Annotated in this window: 10 protein-coding genes; 4 read left to right on the top strand and 6 right to left on the bottom strand. The window is 73.8% G+C overall.

What is annotated here, in order from left to right; translation table 11 throughout:
• Window positions 1-35: 35 nt before the first annotated feature.
• From ppdK to adhE, 3 genes are all read left to right on the top strand, one after another.
• On the top strand, window positions 36-2,720 hold the full coding sequence (gene ppdK, locus ACF07N_RS04035; protein WP_392108010.1) for a pyruvate, phosphate dikinase: 2,685 nt from the start codon (window positions 36-38) through the stop codon (window positions 2,718-2,720).
• 46 nt (window positions 2,721-2,766) lie between these two features.
• A complete protein-coding gene (locus ACF07N_RS04030) occupies window positions 2,767-3,531 on the top strand; it encodes a CBS domain-containing protein (RefSeq protein WP_392108007.1) in 765 nt (254 codons plus the stop codon).
• A gap of 83 nt (window positions 3,532-3,614) precedes the next feature.
• On the top strand, window positions 3,615-6,278 hold the full coding sequence (adhE, locus tag ACF07N_RS04025; RefSeq protein WP_392108004.1) for a bifunctional acetaldehyde-CoA/alcohol dehydrogenase: 2,664 nt from the start codon (window positions 3,615-3,617) through the stop codon (window positions 6,276-6,278).
• Between the two features lie 71 nt (window positions 6,279-6,349).
• Here adhE and pflA read toward each other — a convergent pair whose 3' ends face one another.
• The 5 genes from pflA to ACF07N_RS04000 form a co-directional block, all read right to left on the bottom strand.
• On the bottom strand, window positions 6,350-7,096 hold the full coding sequence (gene pflA, locus ACF07N_RS04020; RefSeq protein WP_392108001.1) for a pyruvate formate-lyase-activating protein: 747 nt from the start codon (window positions 7,094-7,096) through the stop codon (window positions 6,350-6,352).
• Window positions 7,093-9,354, bottom strand: coding sequence for a formate C-acetyltransferase (gene pflB / locus ACF07N_RS04015; RefSeq protein ID WP_392107998.1), 2,262 nt, complete (start codon window positions 9,352-9,354; stop codon window positions 7,093-7,095). The genes pflA and pflB overlap by 4 nt, the downstream gene beginning before the upstream one ends.
• Window positions 9,355-9,502: 148 nt before the next feature.
• Window positions 9,503-10,504 carry an Acg family FMN-binding oxidoreductase gene (locus ACF07N_RS04010; protein ID WP_392107995.1) on the bottom strand — a complete coding sequence of 334 codons (1,002 nt, stop codon included), beginning with the start codon at window positions 10,502-10,504 and terminating at the stop codon, window positions 9,503-9,505.
• Between the two features lie 519 nt (window positions 10,505-11,023).
• Window positions 11,024-11,533 carry a CBS domain-containing protein gene (locus tag ACF07N_RS04005; RefSeq protein ID WP_392107992.1) on the bottom strand — a complete coding sequence of 170 codons (510 nt, stop codon included), beginning with the start codon at window positions 11,531-11,533 and terminating at the stop codon, window positions 11,024-11,026.
• A gap of 13 nt (window positions 11,534-11,546) precedes the next feature.
• A complete protein-coding gene (locus ACF07N_RS04000; protein ID WP_392107989.1) occupies window positions 11,547-14,243 on the bottom strand; it encodes a GNAT family N-acetyltransferase in 2,697 nt (898 codons plus the stop codon).
• 209 nt (window positions 14,244-14,452) lie between these two features.
• Here ACF07N_RS04000 and ppk2 point away from each other — a divergent pair, with 209 nt between their 5' ends.
• The gene (gene ppk2, locus ACF07N_RS03995; protein ID WP_392107986.1) at window positions 14,453-15,256 is read left to right on the top strand and encodes a polyphosphate kinase 2; all 804 of its coding nucleotides are present in this window, start codon (window positions 14,453-14,455) and stop codon (window positions 15,254-15,256) included.
• 8 nt (window positions 15,257-15,264) lie between these two features.
• On the opposite strand, the gene ACF07N_RS03990 is transcribed toward ppk2, so the two are convergent.
• Window positions 15,265-16,170, bottom strand: a complete 906-nt coding sequence (locus tag ACF07N_RS03990) for a universal stress protein (protein WP_392107983.1) — start codon at window positions 16,168-16,170, stop codon at window positions 15,265-15,267.
• Window positions 16,171-16,188 lie beyond the last annotated feature (18 nt).

Here is a 16,188-nt window from a genome sequence, read left to right as displayed (position 1 = left end):
CCTCCCCCTGGAGCACCGGAAGGAAGAGCACCGCCATGGTCCGATACGTGTACGCGTTCACCGAGGGTGGCCGCGACCTGGCCGACCTGCTCGGTGGCAAGGGCGCCAACCTGGCCGAGATGACCCGGATGGGCCTGCCGGTGCCGCCCGGCTTCACGGTCACCACCGAAGCCTGCCGCGCCTTCCTCGCCACCGGCGCCGAGCCGGAGGGGCTGGCCCACGAGATCTCCGGGCACCTGACCGTCCTGGAGCGGGCGGCCGGGCGCCGTCTGGGGCAGCCCGACGACCCGCTGCTGCTGTCCGTGCGCTCCGGGGCCCGCTTCTCCATGCCCGGCATGATGGAGACGATCCTCGACATCGGCCTCAACGACGACTCCGTCCTGGGCCTCGCGAAGTCCTCCGGCAGCGACCGCTTCGCCTGGGACTCCTACCGCCGTCTGGTGCAGATGTTCGGCAGCACCGTCATGGGCGTGGACAGCGCCTTGTTCGAGGACGCGATGACCAGGCTCAAGGCGTCCCGGGGAGTCCGGGACGACCTCGGCCTGGAGGCCGCCGACCTGGCCGGGCTCGTCGAGGTGTACAAGGAGCTGATCCACGAGCGGACGGGCCGGCACTTCCCGCAGTCCCCGGCCGAGCAGCTGCGCCGGGCCGTCCTCGCCGTCTTCGAGTCCTGGAACGGCGAGCGCGCCCGCCTGTACCGGCGCCGCGAGCACATCCCCGACGACCTCGGCACCGCGGTGAACGTGCAGACCATGGTCTTCGGCAATCTCGGCCCCGACTCCGGCAGCGGCGTCGCCTTCACCCGCGACCCGGCCACCGGACGGGCCGGTCTGTACGGCGACTACCTGCCCGACGCTCAGGGCGAGGACGTCGTCGCGGGCGTCCGCAACACCGTGCCGCTGACCGAGCTGGAGCACCTGGACCCGGCGTCGTACGCGCAGCTCCGTGACCACGCGCGGGCGCTGGAGTCCCACTACCGGGATCTGTGCGACATCGAGTTCACCGTCGAGCGGGGCCGGCTGTGGATGCTGCAGACCCGGGTGGGCAAGCGGACGGCCGAGGCGGCGTTCGTCCTCGCCGCCCAGCTGGCCGAGGAGGGACTCATCGACCCGGACGAGGCCCTGGCCCGCGTGAGCGGGGACGGTCTTGCCCGGCTGATGTTCCCCCGGTTCGACACCTCCACGGCGGGCGCGGCGCTCGCCCACGGGCTCCCGGCGTCCCCGGGCGCCGCCGTGGGTGCCGTCGTGTTCGACTCGGCCGAGGCGGTCCGCCGGGCCGCCGCCGGGGAGAAGGTCGTCCTCGTGCGGCAGGAGACCACCCCCGACGACCTGCCCGGCACGGTCGCGGCCGAGGCCGTCCTCACCAGCCGCGGCGGCAAGACCAGCCACGCCGCCGTGGTCGCCCGCGGCATGGGCAAGGTGTGCGTGTGCGGGGCCGAGGAGATCTCCGTGGACCCGCGGGCGCGCCGCTTCACCGTCGGGGAGGTCACCGTCGAGGAGGGCACGGTCGTCTCCGTGGACGGCTCCGAGGGCGCGGTCCACCTGGGCGCGGTCCCGCTCGTGGACTCCGCGGTCATGCGGTACTTCGAGACCGGCGCCGTCACGGACGGGTCGGTCGAGGCGGTGGCCGGTGCCATGCGGCGCGCCGACAGCACGCGGCGGCTGGGTGTGCGGGCGAACGCCGACACCCCCGAGGACGCCGCCCGGGCCCGCCGGTTCGGCGCCGAGGGCATCGGTCTGTGCCGCACCGAGCACATGTTCCTCGGAGACCGCCGGCAGCTGGTTGAGGCGATGATCCTGGCCCGTACCGACGCCGAGCGCGCCCGTGCGCTGGAGGCGCTGCTGCCTCTGCAGCGGCAGGACTTCACCGGCATCCTGGAGGCGATGGACGGCCTGCCGGTCACCATCCGCCTGCTGGATCCGCCGCTGCACGAGTTCCTGCCGGACCGGACCGAACTCGCCGTGCGGCTCGCCGCGGCCGAGGCGCACGGCACCCCGCCCGGCGCGCACGACCGGGAGCTGCTGGACGCGGTGAACCGCATGCACGAGGAGAACCCGATGCTCGGCCTGCGCGGCGTGCGTCTGGGCCTGGTGGCGCCGGGACTGGTCGCCATGCAGGTACGGGCGGTCGCCGAGGCGGTCGTCGCGCGCAAGCGGGCCGGCGGGGACCCGCGGGCGGAGATCATGGTGCCGCTCGTCGACACCGTCGAGGAGCTGCGCCTGGTGCGCGAGGAGGTGCGGCAGGTCCTCGCCGACGTGTCCGCGGAAACCGGCGTGCCGGTCGCCTGCCCGGTCGGCACGATGATCGAGCTGCCCCGGGCCGCCCTCACGGCCGGCCGTATCGCCGAGGAGGCGGAGTTCTTCTCCTTCGGCACCAACGACCTGACCCAGACCACGTGGGGCTTCTCCCGCGACGACGTCGAGGCGGCCTTCTTCTCGGCCTATCTCGACAAGGGCATCTTCACGGTGTCCCCGTTCGAGACGATCGACCGTGACGGTGTCGGCCGCCTGGTCGGGATCGCCGTGGCCGAGGGCCGCGCGGTCCGGCCCGGCCTGAAGATCGGCGTCTGCGGCGAGCACGGCGGTGACCCGGCGTCGGTGCACTTCTTCCACGCCGCCGGGCTCGACTACGTCTCCTGCTCCCCGTTCCGCGTACCCGTCGCCCGTCTGGAGGCGGGACGGGCCGCCCTGACCGGGACGGAGACCAGCGACAGCAGGTGACGGACGGCCCGGCGGCCCCGGGCGGGCACGGAAAGGAGTGGGTGCGATGCCCCGCATCGTCGGCGAGGTGATGACAAGCGAGGTCGTCGGGGCCCGCCGGGAGACGTCGTTCAAGGACCTGGCGCGGCTGCTGGACCGTCACGGCATCAGCGGCCTGCCCGTGGTGGACGACGACGACAAGGTCGTGGGCGTGGTCTCCGGCACGGACCTGGTACGCCACCAGGCGAAAGCGGCCGGGCGGGGCCCGCGCGGCAGCGCGGCGGGCGGGGCGGCGACCGCGGCGGAGCTGATGTCGACACCGGCCGTCACCGTCCATCCGGAACAGCGTGTGGCGGACGCGGCACGGGTCATGGAGCGCCACCGTGTGGACCGGCTGCCGGTGGTGGACGAGGAGGACCGGCTGATCGGTATCGCCACCCGGCGGGACCTGCTGCGGGTCTTCCTGCGCACGGACGAGGAGATCCGCCGGGACGTCGCCGACGACGTCCTCACCCGGGCGCTGGGCCTGCCGCCGGGCGCCGTGACCGTCTCGGTCCGGGACGGCATGGTCACGCTGCGGGGGCGGCTGGAGCGGCGCAGCGACGTTCCCCTCGCCGGCCGGCTGGCCTGGCGGGTGGACGGCGTGGTGGGTGTCGTCAGCGACCTGGCGTTCCGTGTCGACGACACACGTGCGGGAGTTCCGCTCGCCGCAGGGCCGCGCACCGGCCGGGGCGGGCCCGGGGGCCGTCCGGCCCCGGCGGCAGGGGCCGGTCGGACACCGGCCGGGGACCGCGCGGTCCTGCGCCGTACCGGGGCTCCGGAGGGAGGCTGAGGGTGGGGCGGCGCCGATCCCGTGGCACCGCCTTCCGGGGCCGCCGGCCGCACGGCGGCATCTTTCGACGACGGAGGCACTCCATGACCCGGCACGACGACCGCACCGCGACCACCGCACCGGCCGAGACGCCGTCCGACACCACCGTCGCCGTCGACCGGCTGGTCACCGACGCGCTCAAGGCCCTCGCCGACTACGAGGACCTCGACCAGGAACGGGTCGACCACATCGTGAAGAAGGCGTCGGTGGCCGCGCTGGACCGGCACACCGCGCTGGCCCGCCTGGCGGTGGAGGAGACCGGGCGCGGCGTCTTCGAGGACAAGGCGGCCAAGAACATGTTCGCCTGCGAGCACGTCACGCACAGCATGGGCCGCGTGCGGACCGTCGGGGTGATCGCCCGTGACGACATCGAGGACATGGTCGAGATCGCGGAGCCGGTCGGTGTGGTGGCCGCGATCACCCCGGTCACCAACCCGACCTCCACCACCATCTTCAAGGCGCTGTTGGCGCTGAAGACCCGCAACCCGGTGGTCTTCGCGTTCCACCCCTCCGCCCAGCGGTGCAGCGCCGAGGCGGCCCGCGTCGTGCGCGACGCCGCCGTGGCGGCCGGCGCCCCGGAGCACTGCGTCCAGTGGATCGACACCCCGTCGGTCGAGGCGACCCGGACGCTCATGCACCACCCCGGTGTCTCGCTCATCCTCGCCACGGGCGGCAACGCCATGGTCAAGGCCGCCTACTCGGCCGGCAAGCCCGCGCTGGGCGTGGGCGCCGGCAACGTGCCCGCCTATGTGCACGAGGACGCGAAGCTGCGCCGCGCGGTCAACGACCTGGTGCTGTCGAAGTCCTTCGACAACGGCATGATCTGCGCCTCCGAGCAGGCCGTCATCCTGCACGACGGGATCTACGACGCCGCCCTCGCCGAGTTCCGCACGCTGCACGCCCACCTGGCGAGCGCCGAGGAGAAGGCGAAGCTCGAAGCCTTCCTCTTCCCCGCGGCCCGGGCGCCGGGCGGCGGCTGCGAACCCAAGGTCAACTCCGCGGCCGTGGGACGGAGCCCGGCCTGGATCGCCGAGCAGGCCGGGTTCACCGTGCCCGCCGGCACCTCGCTCATCCTGGTGGAGGCCGAGCGGGTCGGCCCCGACGAGCCGCTGACCCGCGAGAAGCTCTGCCCCGTCCTCGCGGTACTGCACGCCGGTACTCCGGAGCAGGGCTTCGGCCTCGCGGCCGACATGGTCGCCTTCCACGGCCAGGGGCACAGCGCCGTCATCCACACCGAGGACCGGGCGCTCGCCGAGGCGTACGGCAGGCGCATGAAGACCGTGCGGGTCATCGTCAACTCGCCGTCCTCGCAGGGCGCGATCGGCGGCATCTACAACGGTCTGCTGCCCTCGCTCACGCTGGGCTGCGGGTCCTGGGGCAGCACGTCGGTGTCCGACAACGTCTCCGCGGCGCAGCTGCTGAACGTCAAGCGGGTCTCCACCCGCCGCAACAACCTCCAGTGGTTCAAGGTCCCGCCGAAGATCTACTTCGAGCCGCAGGCCATCCGCTACCTGCAGTCCATGCCGGACGTCCACCGCGTCACGATCGTCACCGACGCGACCATGACGCGCCTGGGCTTCACCGACCGCATCAGCCGCGTCCTGCAGCGCCGGCCGGAGCCGGTGACCCTGCAGATCATCGACAACGTGGAGCCCGAGCCGAGCATCGACTCCGTGCGCCACGGCGCCGGCCTCATGCGGGACTTCCGCCCGGACACGATCATCGCCCTGGGCGGTGGCTCGCCCATGGACGCGGCGAAGGTCATGTGGCTGCTGTACGAGCAGCCGGACATCGACTTCACCGACATGCGGCAGAAGTTCTCCGACATACGCAAGCGCGCCTTCCGCTTCCCCGTCCTCGGGTCCCTCGCCCGGCTGGTCTGCGTCCCCACCACGTCCGGCACCGGCGCGGAGGTCACCCCGTTCGCCGTCATCTCCGACCCGGCCACGGGCAAGAAGTACCCCCTGGCCGACTACGCGCTCACACCCAGCGTGGCCATCGTCGACCCCCTGCTGACCACCGAACTGCCGCCGTCCCTGGCCGCCGACAGCGGCTTCGACGCGCTCACCCACGCCATCGAGGCGTACGTGTCCGTCTACGCCAACGACTTCACCGACGGCCTCGCCCTGCAGGCGATCCGCCTGGTCTTCGGCAACATCGAGGCGGCCGTGAACCACCGCGAGGGCTCGGCCGAGGCCCGAGAGCGGATGCACAACGCCGGCACGATCGCGGGCATGGCGTTCGGCAACGCCTTCCTCGGCATCGTGCACGCCATGTCCCACACCCTCGGCGCGACCTTCCACATCGCCCACGGCCGCACCAACGCGGTCCTGCTTCCGCACGTGATCCGCTACAACGGCACCGTCCCGACGAAGCTGACCGGCTGGCCCAAGTACGAGAACTACCGCGCCCCCGAGCGCTTCCAGGACATCGCCCGCACCCTCGGCCTGCCCGCCGCGACCCCGCGGGAGGGCGTGGCCTCGCTGGCCGAGGCCGTGGAGCGCCTGCGCGCGGCCGTCGGCATCGAGCCGTCGTTCCAGGCCCTCGGCGTCGACGAGCGCGCCTTCCTCGACGCGCTGCCCCAGCAGGCCCTGAACGCCTACGAGGACCAGTGCGCGCCCGCCAATCCGCGGATGCCGATGCTCGACGACATGCAGGAGCTGATGCGCACGGCCTACTACGAACGGGCCGGGGCGGCCGGCGCGTAGGCCCTTCGGGCGACGCCGTCGGACGGGAGCGGCATCCGGCAGGACCGGGTGCCGCTCTGTCGTGGCGTGGGTCACAGAGCCCGCAGGCCGTGCTCCCTGAACTGTTCGCGTACCCGCTCGGTCAGCTCCGGGTCGGGGGTGGGGGTGTCGCGCAGCGGGAAGGGCAGGCGGAGGGCGTCGTACTTGTGGGCGCCGAGCTTGTGGAACGGCAGGACGTCCACCCGGTCGACGTTGCCGAGCCCGGCGAGGAACGCGCCGAGCCCGTCGACGGCCGCGGGGTCGTCGGTCCAGCCGGGCACGAGGACGTAGCGGATCCACACCGGGACGCCGAGGCGGTCCAGGCGGGTGGCGAAGTTCAGGGTCGGGGCGAGGTCCCCGCCGGTCAGCCGGCGGTAGGTGCGGACGTCGAAGGACTTGATGTCCAGCAGGACCAGGTCGGTGTCGGCGAGCAGCGCGTCGCTCGCACGGGCGCCGAGGAAGCCGGACGTGTCCAGGGCCGTGTGCAGGCCGAGTTCCTTGCAGCGGCGGAGGACCGCGGCGGTGAAGGCGGGCTGCAGCAGCGCCTCGCCGCCGGTGAGCGTCACTCCCCCGCCGGCGGTGGTGACGAAGGGCCGGTACTTCTCGATCTCGGCCATCACCTCGTCGACCGTGGCCCGCTTCCCGTCGCGCATGTGCCAGGTGTCCGGGTTGGCGCAGTACAGGCAGCGCAGAGGGCAGCCGCTGAGGAACAGCACGAACCGGGTCCCGGGCCCGTCCACTCCCGTGGACAGGTCCCAGGAGTGGACCCGGCCCGTCACCGGCTCGACGACGGTGTTCACAGTGCTCCGTGGAAGGTGCGGCCGATCACGTCGAGCTGCTGCTCGCGGGTCAGACGGACGAAGTTGACGGCGTATCCGGAGACGCGGACGGTCAGTTCCGGGTACTTCTCGGGGTGTTCCATGGCGTCCTCGAGGGTCGCGCGGTCCAGGACGTTGACGTTCATGTGGAACCCGCCGGCGGCCATGTAGCCGTCGAGGATGCCGACCAGGTGGTCCGCGCGCTCGGCGGGGTCGTGGCCCAGCCCTTCGGGCGTGATGGTCGTCGTCAGCGAGATGCCGTCCCGGGCCTGCTCGTAGGGCAGCTTGGCCACGGACAGCGCCGAGGCGGCCACGCCGTGCCGGTCGCGGCCGTTCATCGGGTTGGCACCCGGCGCGAAGGGGGCTCCCGCGCGGCGGCCGTCGGGCGTGTTGCCGGTGTGCTTGCCGTACACCACGTTCGAGGTGATGGTCAGCACGGACTGGGTGTGCTCGGCGTGGCGGTAGGTGGGGTGGCGCCGCACCTTCGCCATGAACGACCGGACCAGGTCGACGGCGAGCGCGTCGGCGCGGTCGTCGTTGTTGCCGTAGGCCGGGTAGTCGCCCTCGATCTCGTAGTCGACGGCCAGCCCGGTCTCGTCCCGCAGGACCTTCACCCGGGCGTGCCTGACGGCCGAGAGGCTGTCCGCCGCCACCGACAGGCCGGCGATGCCGCATGCCATGAAGCGGTGCACGGGGTGGTCGTGCAGCGCCATCTCGATGCGCTCGTAGGCGTACTTGTCGTGCATGTAGTGGATGACGTTCAGCGCGTCCACGTACGTGGCCGCCAGCCAGTCCAGCATCCGGTCGTACGCCGCCGACAGCTCCTCGTACTCCAGGTACTCGCCGGTGAGAGCGGGCACGGCGGGGGCGATCTGCTCGCCGGTCACCTCGTCCCGGCCCCCGTTGATCGCGTAGAGCAGCGCCTTGGCGAGGTTCACCCGGGCCCCGAAGAACTGCATCTGCCGGCCCACCGCCATCGCCGAGACGCAGCAGGCGATCGCCGTGTCGTCACCGGTGCGCGGGCGCATCAGGTCGTCGGACTCGTACTGGATCGCGCTGGTGTCGACGGAGACCTGCGCGCAGTAGCGCTTGAAGCCCTGGGGCAGGCTCGGCGACCACAGCACGGTGAGGTTGGGCTCGGGGGCGGGTCCGAGGTTGTAGAGGGTCCGCAGGAAGCGGAAGGAGGTGCGGGTGACCAGCGGGCGGCCGTCGGTGCCGATGCCGCCGATGGACTCCGTCACCCACGTGGGGTCACCGGAGAACAGGGCGTCGTACTCGGGGGTGCGCAGGAAGCGCACGATCCGCAGCTTGATGACGAAGTCGTCGATCAGCTCCTGGGCGCGTGTCTCGTCGATACGGCCTTCGTCCAGGTCCCGCTGGAGGTAGACGTCCAGGAAGGTGGAGGTGCGGCCCAGCGACATGGCGGCGCCGTTCTGCTCCTTCACCGCGGCCAGGAACCCGAGGTAGAGCCACTGCACCGCCTCGTGCCCGGTGGCGGCGGGGCGTGCGACGTCGCAGCCGTAGGAGGCGGCCATGCGGGTCAGCTCGCCCAGCGCCCTGATCTGCTCGGCCAGTTCCTCGCGGTCCCGGATGACGTCCGGGGTGGAGGGACGCGCGTCCAGCTCCGCCCGTTCGGCGCGCTTGGCCTCGATCAGCCGGTCGGTGCCGTAGAGCGCGACGCGCCGGTAGTCGCCGATGATCCGGCCGCGGCCGTAGGCGTCCGGCAGTCCGGTGATGATCCCCGCCTTGCGGGCGGCGCGCATCTGCGGGGTGTAGGCGTCGAAGACGCCCTCGTTGTGGGTCTTGCGGTAGGTGCTGAAGACCCGGGTGACGAAGGGGTCGGCCTGGTAGCCGTACGCCTTGAGCCCGTTCTCCACCATGCGCAGACCACCGTTGGGCATGATGGCCCGCCGCAGCGGCGCGTCGGTCTGCAGGCCGACGATCAGCTCGCGGTCGCGGTCGATGTAGCCGGGCCGGTGCGAGGTGATGGTGGAGGGCAGGCCGGTGTCGACGTCGAGGACGCCCCGGCGCCGCTCCTCGGGGAACAGGGCGGCGACCTTGTCCCAGACCGCGAGCGTCCGCTCGGTCGGGCCGGTGAGGAACGAGGCGTCGCCCGTGTAGGGCGTGTAGGTGGCCTGGATGAAGTCGCGCACGTCGACGTGGTCGCGCCAGTGTGTGCCGGCGAAGCCCCGCCAGGCGTCGGTCGTCGTCCGGGTTCCCGCTGTCACCGTTGCCGTCATCGCCGGTCTCTCCCTCACTCCACGCGCAGCGTCTCTGCACCTTCGATGCTCGTCGCCCGCGGGGTCGGTGGTGAGGGCCTGACGGCGTACCCGGGATCCGCCATCGGTCCCTGGCCCGCCGGGCCGTTGGGCCCCATCCGGGCCGTGGTCAGCCGCTCGCCGGGACCTCCGCGACGATCCGGCCCGGGGCGCGCCGCGGGCTCGCGGTGCCGTCGGGGCCGTAGCCCAGGCGGACGATCACCTGCGCGTGTCCGGTGCGCCCGGGCGCCGGGCTCAGGGACGCCCGGAGGTCCGGCCACTCCAGTGCCTGGTGCAGGAGGGAGGCGCGCAGACCGGACGCCGTGGCGAGGAGCCAGGTGTGCTGGAGCGCCTGCCCGGCCCGGAGCCAGTCGGCGCGGCGGTCGTGCTCGGTGAGCAGCACGGCGAGGTGCGGACCGGTCTCGAACGGCCGGGCGGGCAGCCGCTCGGTGTGCCGCTGGGCGGTGAAGTCCCGCATGGGGAGTAGCTCGTGGGCGTCCTGCGGGCCGAGCACCGCCCGCGGCAGGCCCACGTCCAGGGCGGAGAGCGGATCCCGGTGCACCCACCGGTTGCTCTCGGCGGCGCGGTCGGCGTCGGCGCGGTTGCGGTGCTCGGCCTCGGCGGTCAGGCGCAGCAGCCTCGTCGTCGCGGCGGCGTCGGGGAACCACAGTCGCGCGCCTTCCGCGCGGGCGGCTTCGGCCAGCTCGCTCCGCAGACGCGGGGACAGTGGCCGTCCCGAGAAGGGCACGCGGCTGCTGTGCCGGCGCCGGATCGCCTCGTACAGGTCGGGGCGGTCCCCCGCCGTCCGCCGGGTGGCGGCGCCGGCCGGGCGGACGGTGGCGAGCAGCCCGGGGTCCTGCGGGCAGGGCAGCAGACGCCGGACCGGTGACCATCCCGCGTGGGCGATCGCGACCCGGAGGTTGAACAGGCAGGCGCCCACCGAGAGGTGCAGGGCCCGGCCGGTGGGGTCCGTGTGCCGCAGGCCGCGCCGCGGGACCGCGTACACCTGGATCGCGCCGTCGCCGGGGTCCAGGCGGAAGGACCACGGCTGGGTGTTGTGGATCGAGGGCGCGGCGGTCGCGGCCGACAGGCAGGTCTCCGGGATCACGGCGTCCAGGGTTGCGCTCGGCATGATGCCCTCCTCGGGAGTCGGCGCGGCACGGGCGGTGCCGTCCCCCCACAGCGTGCTGTCTCACCGCGGCCGCGGTGAGGGGCCGTTGGTCCCGCCACCGGCTCCGTACGGTCCTCAGCCGCGGGCGGGCCGGATCAGGTGTCCCGTCCCGGCGGGGCCCGGCCGGCCGCGCCGGCTGCGGAGGCCTCCGCCACGCTCAGTGGTCGAGGAGGACCGCTCGGGTCTTCGCGGGGCGGTGCCCGCCGGCGTCCGGGGGCGGGCGCCGGACTCCCCCCCGGTGCCGGGGCGGCGCCTGTCACCACGTCGGGGCGCGGACCGGCGCGGCGCCGCAGCCGGCGCAGGGCCAGCGCGTCGAGCACGGCGCCGAACGCGAAGGCGACCGCTGCGGAGACCGGCAGGAGCAGCGCGAACGCCTTCCAGGAGGGCCGGGCAGGTGACCTCGTCCTGGCCGACGGCCTCCTGCGGACCGGTACCCCGGCGACCCGGCCCCTGTCCCTCGGCATGCCCGGGGACACCCGCTCAGCTCCTTCCCCGGGCGGCGCCCGTGAGCGCGGAGCCGATCCCGGCCGCCCATTCCTCGATCACCGCGAAGTCGCGGAAGTCCCCGCCCTTGCCGGAGCGGAGGATCATCCCGGCGACCCGGCCCTTCGCGCCCTCCTCCAGGCAGCCGCCGAAGGTGACGTGCTCCCTGGCGTCGAGCCGCTCCACCACCTTCCGCACGCCGGGCACGGGCGGGATGAGCAGGCCGGCCGTGCGGGCGCGCGCCTTCGCCGCCTGCCGCCGTGCGCCGCGGGTCAGCGCGGCCCACCGGAAGCGGCGTGCGGGGCGGAGAGGGTCGGGGGTGTCCGCCTGGCGCAGCATCAGGTCCGTCTCGGAGATGACGCCGATGACCTTCTGGTCGTCGTCGACCACCGGCAGTCCGCTGATCCGGTGCCGGGCCAGCAGCCGGGCCACCTCCTTGAACGGCGTGCCGTACGTGACGGTGACGACGTCCGTGGTCATCACGGAGCTGACCTCATGGTGCTTCATGTCCTTCTCCTTCTCAGCGGAGCCGGCGCAGACAGGGGTCGTGGGGCCGGGACGGCACCAGCCGGATCCGCGCGTCCAGAACGCTGACGCCGGTCGGCGTCGCGAGTACGGGGTTGAAGTCGGCCTCGGCGAGCTGCGGCAGGTCGGACGCCATCCGCGACAGGCGCAGCAGCACCTGTTCCAGCCCTTCCAGGTCGACGGGTCCGTCGCCGTGCGCGCCGAACAGCAGCGGGGCGCAGCGCGGTGCGGTGATGAGGTCGTGCACGTCGTGGTCGGTGAGCGGGGCCAGCCGGGCCGCGTGGTCGGCCAGCACCTCGGTGGCCGTTCCGCCGAGCCCGAACAGGACGAGCGGGCCGAAGACCCGGTCCTGGACGACGCCGGCGAAGAGTTCGGTGCCCCGGGCGGCGAGGGGTTGCAGCACGACGCCGGTCATCAGCCCGTCGAAGCGGGCCCGCAGGTCACGGAAGGCGGACCGGATCTCGGCGTCGCCGCGCAGGTCGAGGAGGACGGCACCCTGCCGGCTCTTGTGCACCTGCCCCGGCCAGTGGGCCTTCATGACCACCCGGCCGTCCAACCCGCGCAGCCGGTCGGCGGCCAGTACGGCGTCGTCCTCGGTCCCGGCCCAGGCCCAGGGCAGCTGCGGGATGCCGTAGCAGGCCAGCAGGTCGGCGCAGGTGCGCGGGTCGAGCCAGCCGCCGTCGGGGTGGGCGGCGAGGTGGTCCGCGACGACGGCGCGGGCCCGTGCCGTCTCGACCCCGTCGAGGCCCGGGACGGTTCCGGCGGGCCGTGCCAGCCAGGCGGCGCGGCGGGCGGCGTGGGCCAGCGCCCGTGCCGCCGCCTGGGGTTCGGCGTAGGACGGTACGGTGCCGCCGTCCGCGGTGGGCAGCAACCGGACGGACAGGCCCTGTTCGAGCCGCACCGCGGCCATCGGCTTCGCCGCCCCGCGGCCTGAGGTGCCGGTGAGGGCCCGCACGAGGTCGTCCCCGGTCGCGGCGGCGACCGCCGTGGGGACCAGGGCCACGAGGACGGCGTCGACGGTGCCGTCCCGCACGATCCGGTCGAGGCAGTCCGCGAGTTGCCGCTCGGACACGGCGGCGGTGGCGTCGACCGGGTTGGCGGCCGTCGCGCCGTGGGGCAGGACGGCGAGCAGGCCGGCGGCCAGCTCCGGCGGCAGCGGCGGCAGGGCGAGTCCCGCCTCGGCGCAGGCGTCGGCGGCCAGGACTCCCGCGCCGCCCGCGTTGGTGACGACGGCGACGCGGCTGCCCGTGGGCAGCGGCTGCGCGTGCAGCAGGGCGGCGGTCTCCAGCAGTTCCCCGACGGAGCGGGTCGCGGTGATCCCGGCCTGGGTGAACAGCGCGGCGCGGGTCATCGTCGGGGTGGCGGCGGCCGCGGTGTGCGAATGGGCGGCGCGCCGGCCCGCGTCGGTACGGCCGGCGTCGACCGTCAGCACCGGCATGCGGCGGGTGACCCGGCGGGCGGTGCGGGAGAAGGCCCGCGGGTTGCCGAAGGACTCCAGGTGCAGCAGGGCGAGGCCGGTGCGGCCGTCGCTCTCCCACCACTGCAGCATGTCGTTGCCGCTGACGTCGTACTTGTCACCGAGGGAGACGAAGGAGGACACGCCGATGCCGAGCCGGGACAGCCCGTCGAGCAGGGCGATGCCGACGCCGCCGGACTGCACGGCCACGCCCGCGGTGCCGGGTCGGGGGTGGCCGGCGGCGAAGGTGGCGTCGAGGCTGATCTCCGGGTCGGTGTGGGAGATGCCGAGGCAGTTGGGGCCGACGAGCCGCATGCCGAAAGCGCGGCAGGCGGCCCGCAGGGCGCCTGCCTGCCCGGCGTCGAGGTCCGAGGTGACGACGATGAGGGCGCGGACGCCCGCCCTGCCGCACTCCTCGGCGGTGCCGGGAACCGCGGCGGCGGGCACGGCCAGCACGGCGAGGTCCGGGGTGCGGGGCAGGGCGCCGACCGTGGGGTAGGACGGCACACCGAGGATCGCGTGTGCGGCTGGGTTCACCGCGAACAGGCGTCCGGTGTAGCCGCCCGAGTGGAGCTGGTGCAGGATCGCCCGTCCCACCGAGCCCGGTGAGCGTCCGGCTCCGACGACGGCGACGGCCTTCGGGCGCAGCAGGGGCGTCAGGCTGGCGACGTCGGCGGTCCGGCCGCGTTCCTCGACGGCCGTGAGGTAGGTGTCGCCGGGTTCGAGGGCGATGGTGCAGCGCACCTCCGGGCCCTCGAACCGGCGGTGGGTGGGCAGGCCGAGGTCGGCGAAGAGCCTCAGCACCTCGTGGTTCTCGCTGAGCGCGTCGGCCGTGAAGGTGGTGATGCCGTCCTCGCGGGCCGCGGAGACGAGGTGCTCGACGAGCAGGGTGCCCACGCCGCGGTGGTGCAGCCCGTCGGCGACGGCGACCGAGACCTCCGCGGTGTCCTTCCGGTCGCCGGTGCCGTACTCGGCGATGCCGACGAGCCGGCCCCGTGTCTCGGCCAGCAGCGCCCGGTAGCCGGTGCGGGCCGGCGCGCAGGCGCGGTCGGCGGCCTGGCGGGCCGACCGGGGGCTCACGGCGAAGAACCTTCTGCGCAGGTTCTCCGGGGACATCTCCTCGTACAGTCCCTCCACCTGCTCGTGGTCGCCCGGCACGGCGGGCCGGATGCACACGGTGGTGCCGTCCGCGAGCAGGGCGTGGACGCGGGGCCGGTCGGTCACGTCGTGCGTCATGGCGGGCTCCTCCCACACTCTCTTCATGTCGAGCATCCGGCGGACCGCGGAGCCGTCCCAGGGGCTGTTGGGGGCGACATGGGGGCCGGTCGGCCCAGAAGGGCGCCGATGGTCCGTAGCCCGGACGCGTCGGGCACGACCGCCCCCGGCTGCGGCACGAGCGATTACGTTGAGGTCGTCGGTGTGGACGGTCGGGCTCGGAGGGACGCATGTCGGGCAAGAAGGCGGCGAAGGTGCCGCGCGCGGTGTACGAGACGGAACTGCTGCGGCTGCAGACGGAGCTGGTGAAGCTGCAGGAGTGGGTGCGTGCGGAGGGCGCCCGGCTGGTCGTGGTGTTCGAGGGCCGGGACGCGGCCGGCAAGGGCGGCACCATCAAGCGGGTCACCGAGCACCTCAACCCGCGGGTGGCGCGCATCGCGGCGCTGCCCACGCCGACCGAGCGCCAGCGCACCCAGTGGTACTTCCAGCGGTACGTGGAGCATCTGCCGGCCGCCGGGGAGATCGTGCTGTTCGACCGGTCCTGGTACAACCGGGCCGGTGTCGAGCACGTCATGGGCTTCTGCACCAAGGAGGAGCACCAGCTGTTCCTGCGGCAGTGCCCCATCTTCGAGCGGATGCTGGTCGAGGACGGGATCCTGCTGCGCAAGTACTGGTTCTCGGTGAGCGACGGGGAGCAGCAGGAACGCTTCCGCCGCCGTCTGGAGGACCCCCTCAGGCGCTGGAAGCTGTCCCCGATGGACCTGGAGTCGCTCACGCGCTGGGAGGCGTACTCCCGGGCGAAGGACGAGATGATGGTGCACACCGACATCTCCGAGGCGCCGTGGAACGTCGTGGAGAGCGACGACAAGCGTCGGGCGCGGCTGAACATGATCGCCCATCTGCTCGGCTCGGTGCCTTACCACGAGGTGCCGCCGCCGGTGCTGGAACTGCCGGAGCGCCCCGAGTCCACCGGCTACGAGCGTCCGCCGCGCGATCTGCGGACCTACGTCCCCGATCACGCGGCGAGCCTCTGAGACGCCGGTCAGTCACCGGGGTCCCGGTGCGGTACGACGGCGACCGGGCAGGCGGAGCGGTGCAGCGCCCCGTGGGCGATCCGCCCGAGCTGCGGACCGCGGTGCCCGGGGCGGCGCCGGGCGCCGACCACCAGCAGGTCGGCTTCGTGCGAGGCGTCGACCAGCACCTCGCGGGCATGGCCCTCGACGGTGCGCCGGCGGACCTCGACGTCCGCCGGGACGTCCTGGACGGCCGTCGCCAGTTCCTCGGCCGCCTTCTCCTCGTGCAGACGGGCGGGCTCGCCGGCCAGCAGCGGATGGTCGGTGGTCTCGTGCGCCGGGCAGCGCCAGGCGCGCACGGCCTCCAGGGCCACCCCGCGGCGGCGCGCCTCCTCGACGGCGAAGCGCACGGCCGCCGAGTCCTTCGCGTCGTCGCCCACGCCGACGACCACGCGGCCGCGCACCGGCGGCGTCGCCTGGTTGTCGTGGCTGCCGCGCAGCACGATCACCGGGCAGTCGGCGTGGCCGGCGACGGTGAGGCTGACGGAACCGAGCAGCAGCTCGGTGATCCCGCTGCGGCCGCGGCTGCCCAGGACCAGTGCGGCGGCGCCGCGCCCCTCCCGGACCAGGGCGTACTCCGGCTCCTCGAACACCACGTCGGTGGTCACCCGCAGCCGCGGGTGACGGGCGCGGGCCCGCTGGGCGGCGGCGCCGGCGATGTCCTGCGGCAGCGGCCGCCCGGCCGGTTCTCCGAGGTCCCGGGCGAGTGCGGCGCCCTCGTAGCGCTGCCACAGGCAGGCGTACACCACTCGCAGCGGCACTCCGCGCAGCTCAGCCTCGTCGGCCGCCCAGTCGACGGCGCGCAGGCTCGGCTCGGAACCGTCCACGCCCACCACCAGGGGTGCGAGGCGGGATCGTTCGATCGGTGTGTTCATCCTCTTCACCGCTCCCGG

It is taken from the genome of Streptomyces sp. NPDC015242 (genome assembly GCF_043079125.1).
GTDB lineage: Bacteria > Actinomycetota > Actinomycetes > Streptomycetales > Streptomycetaceae > Streptomyces.
This window is presented reverse-complemented; position numbering and strand designations above follow the sequence as displayed.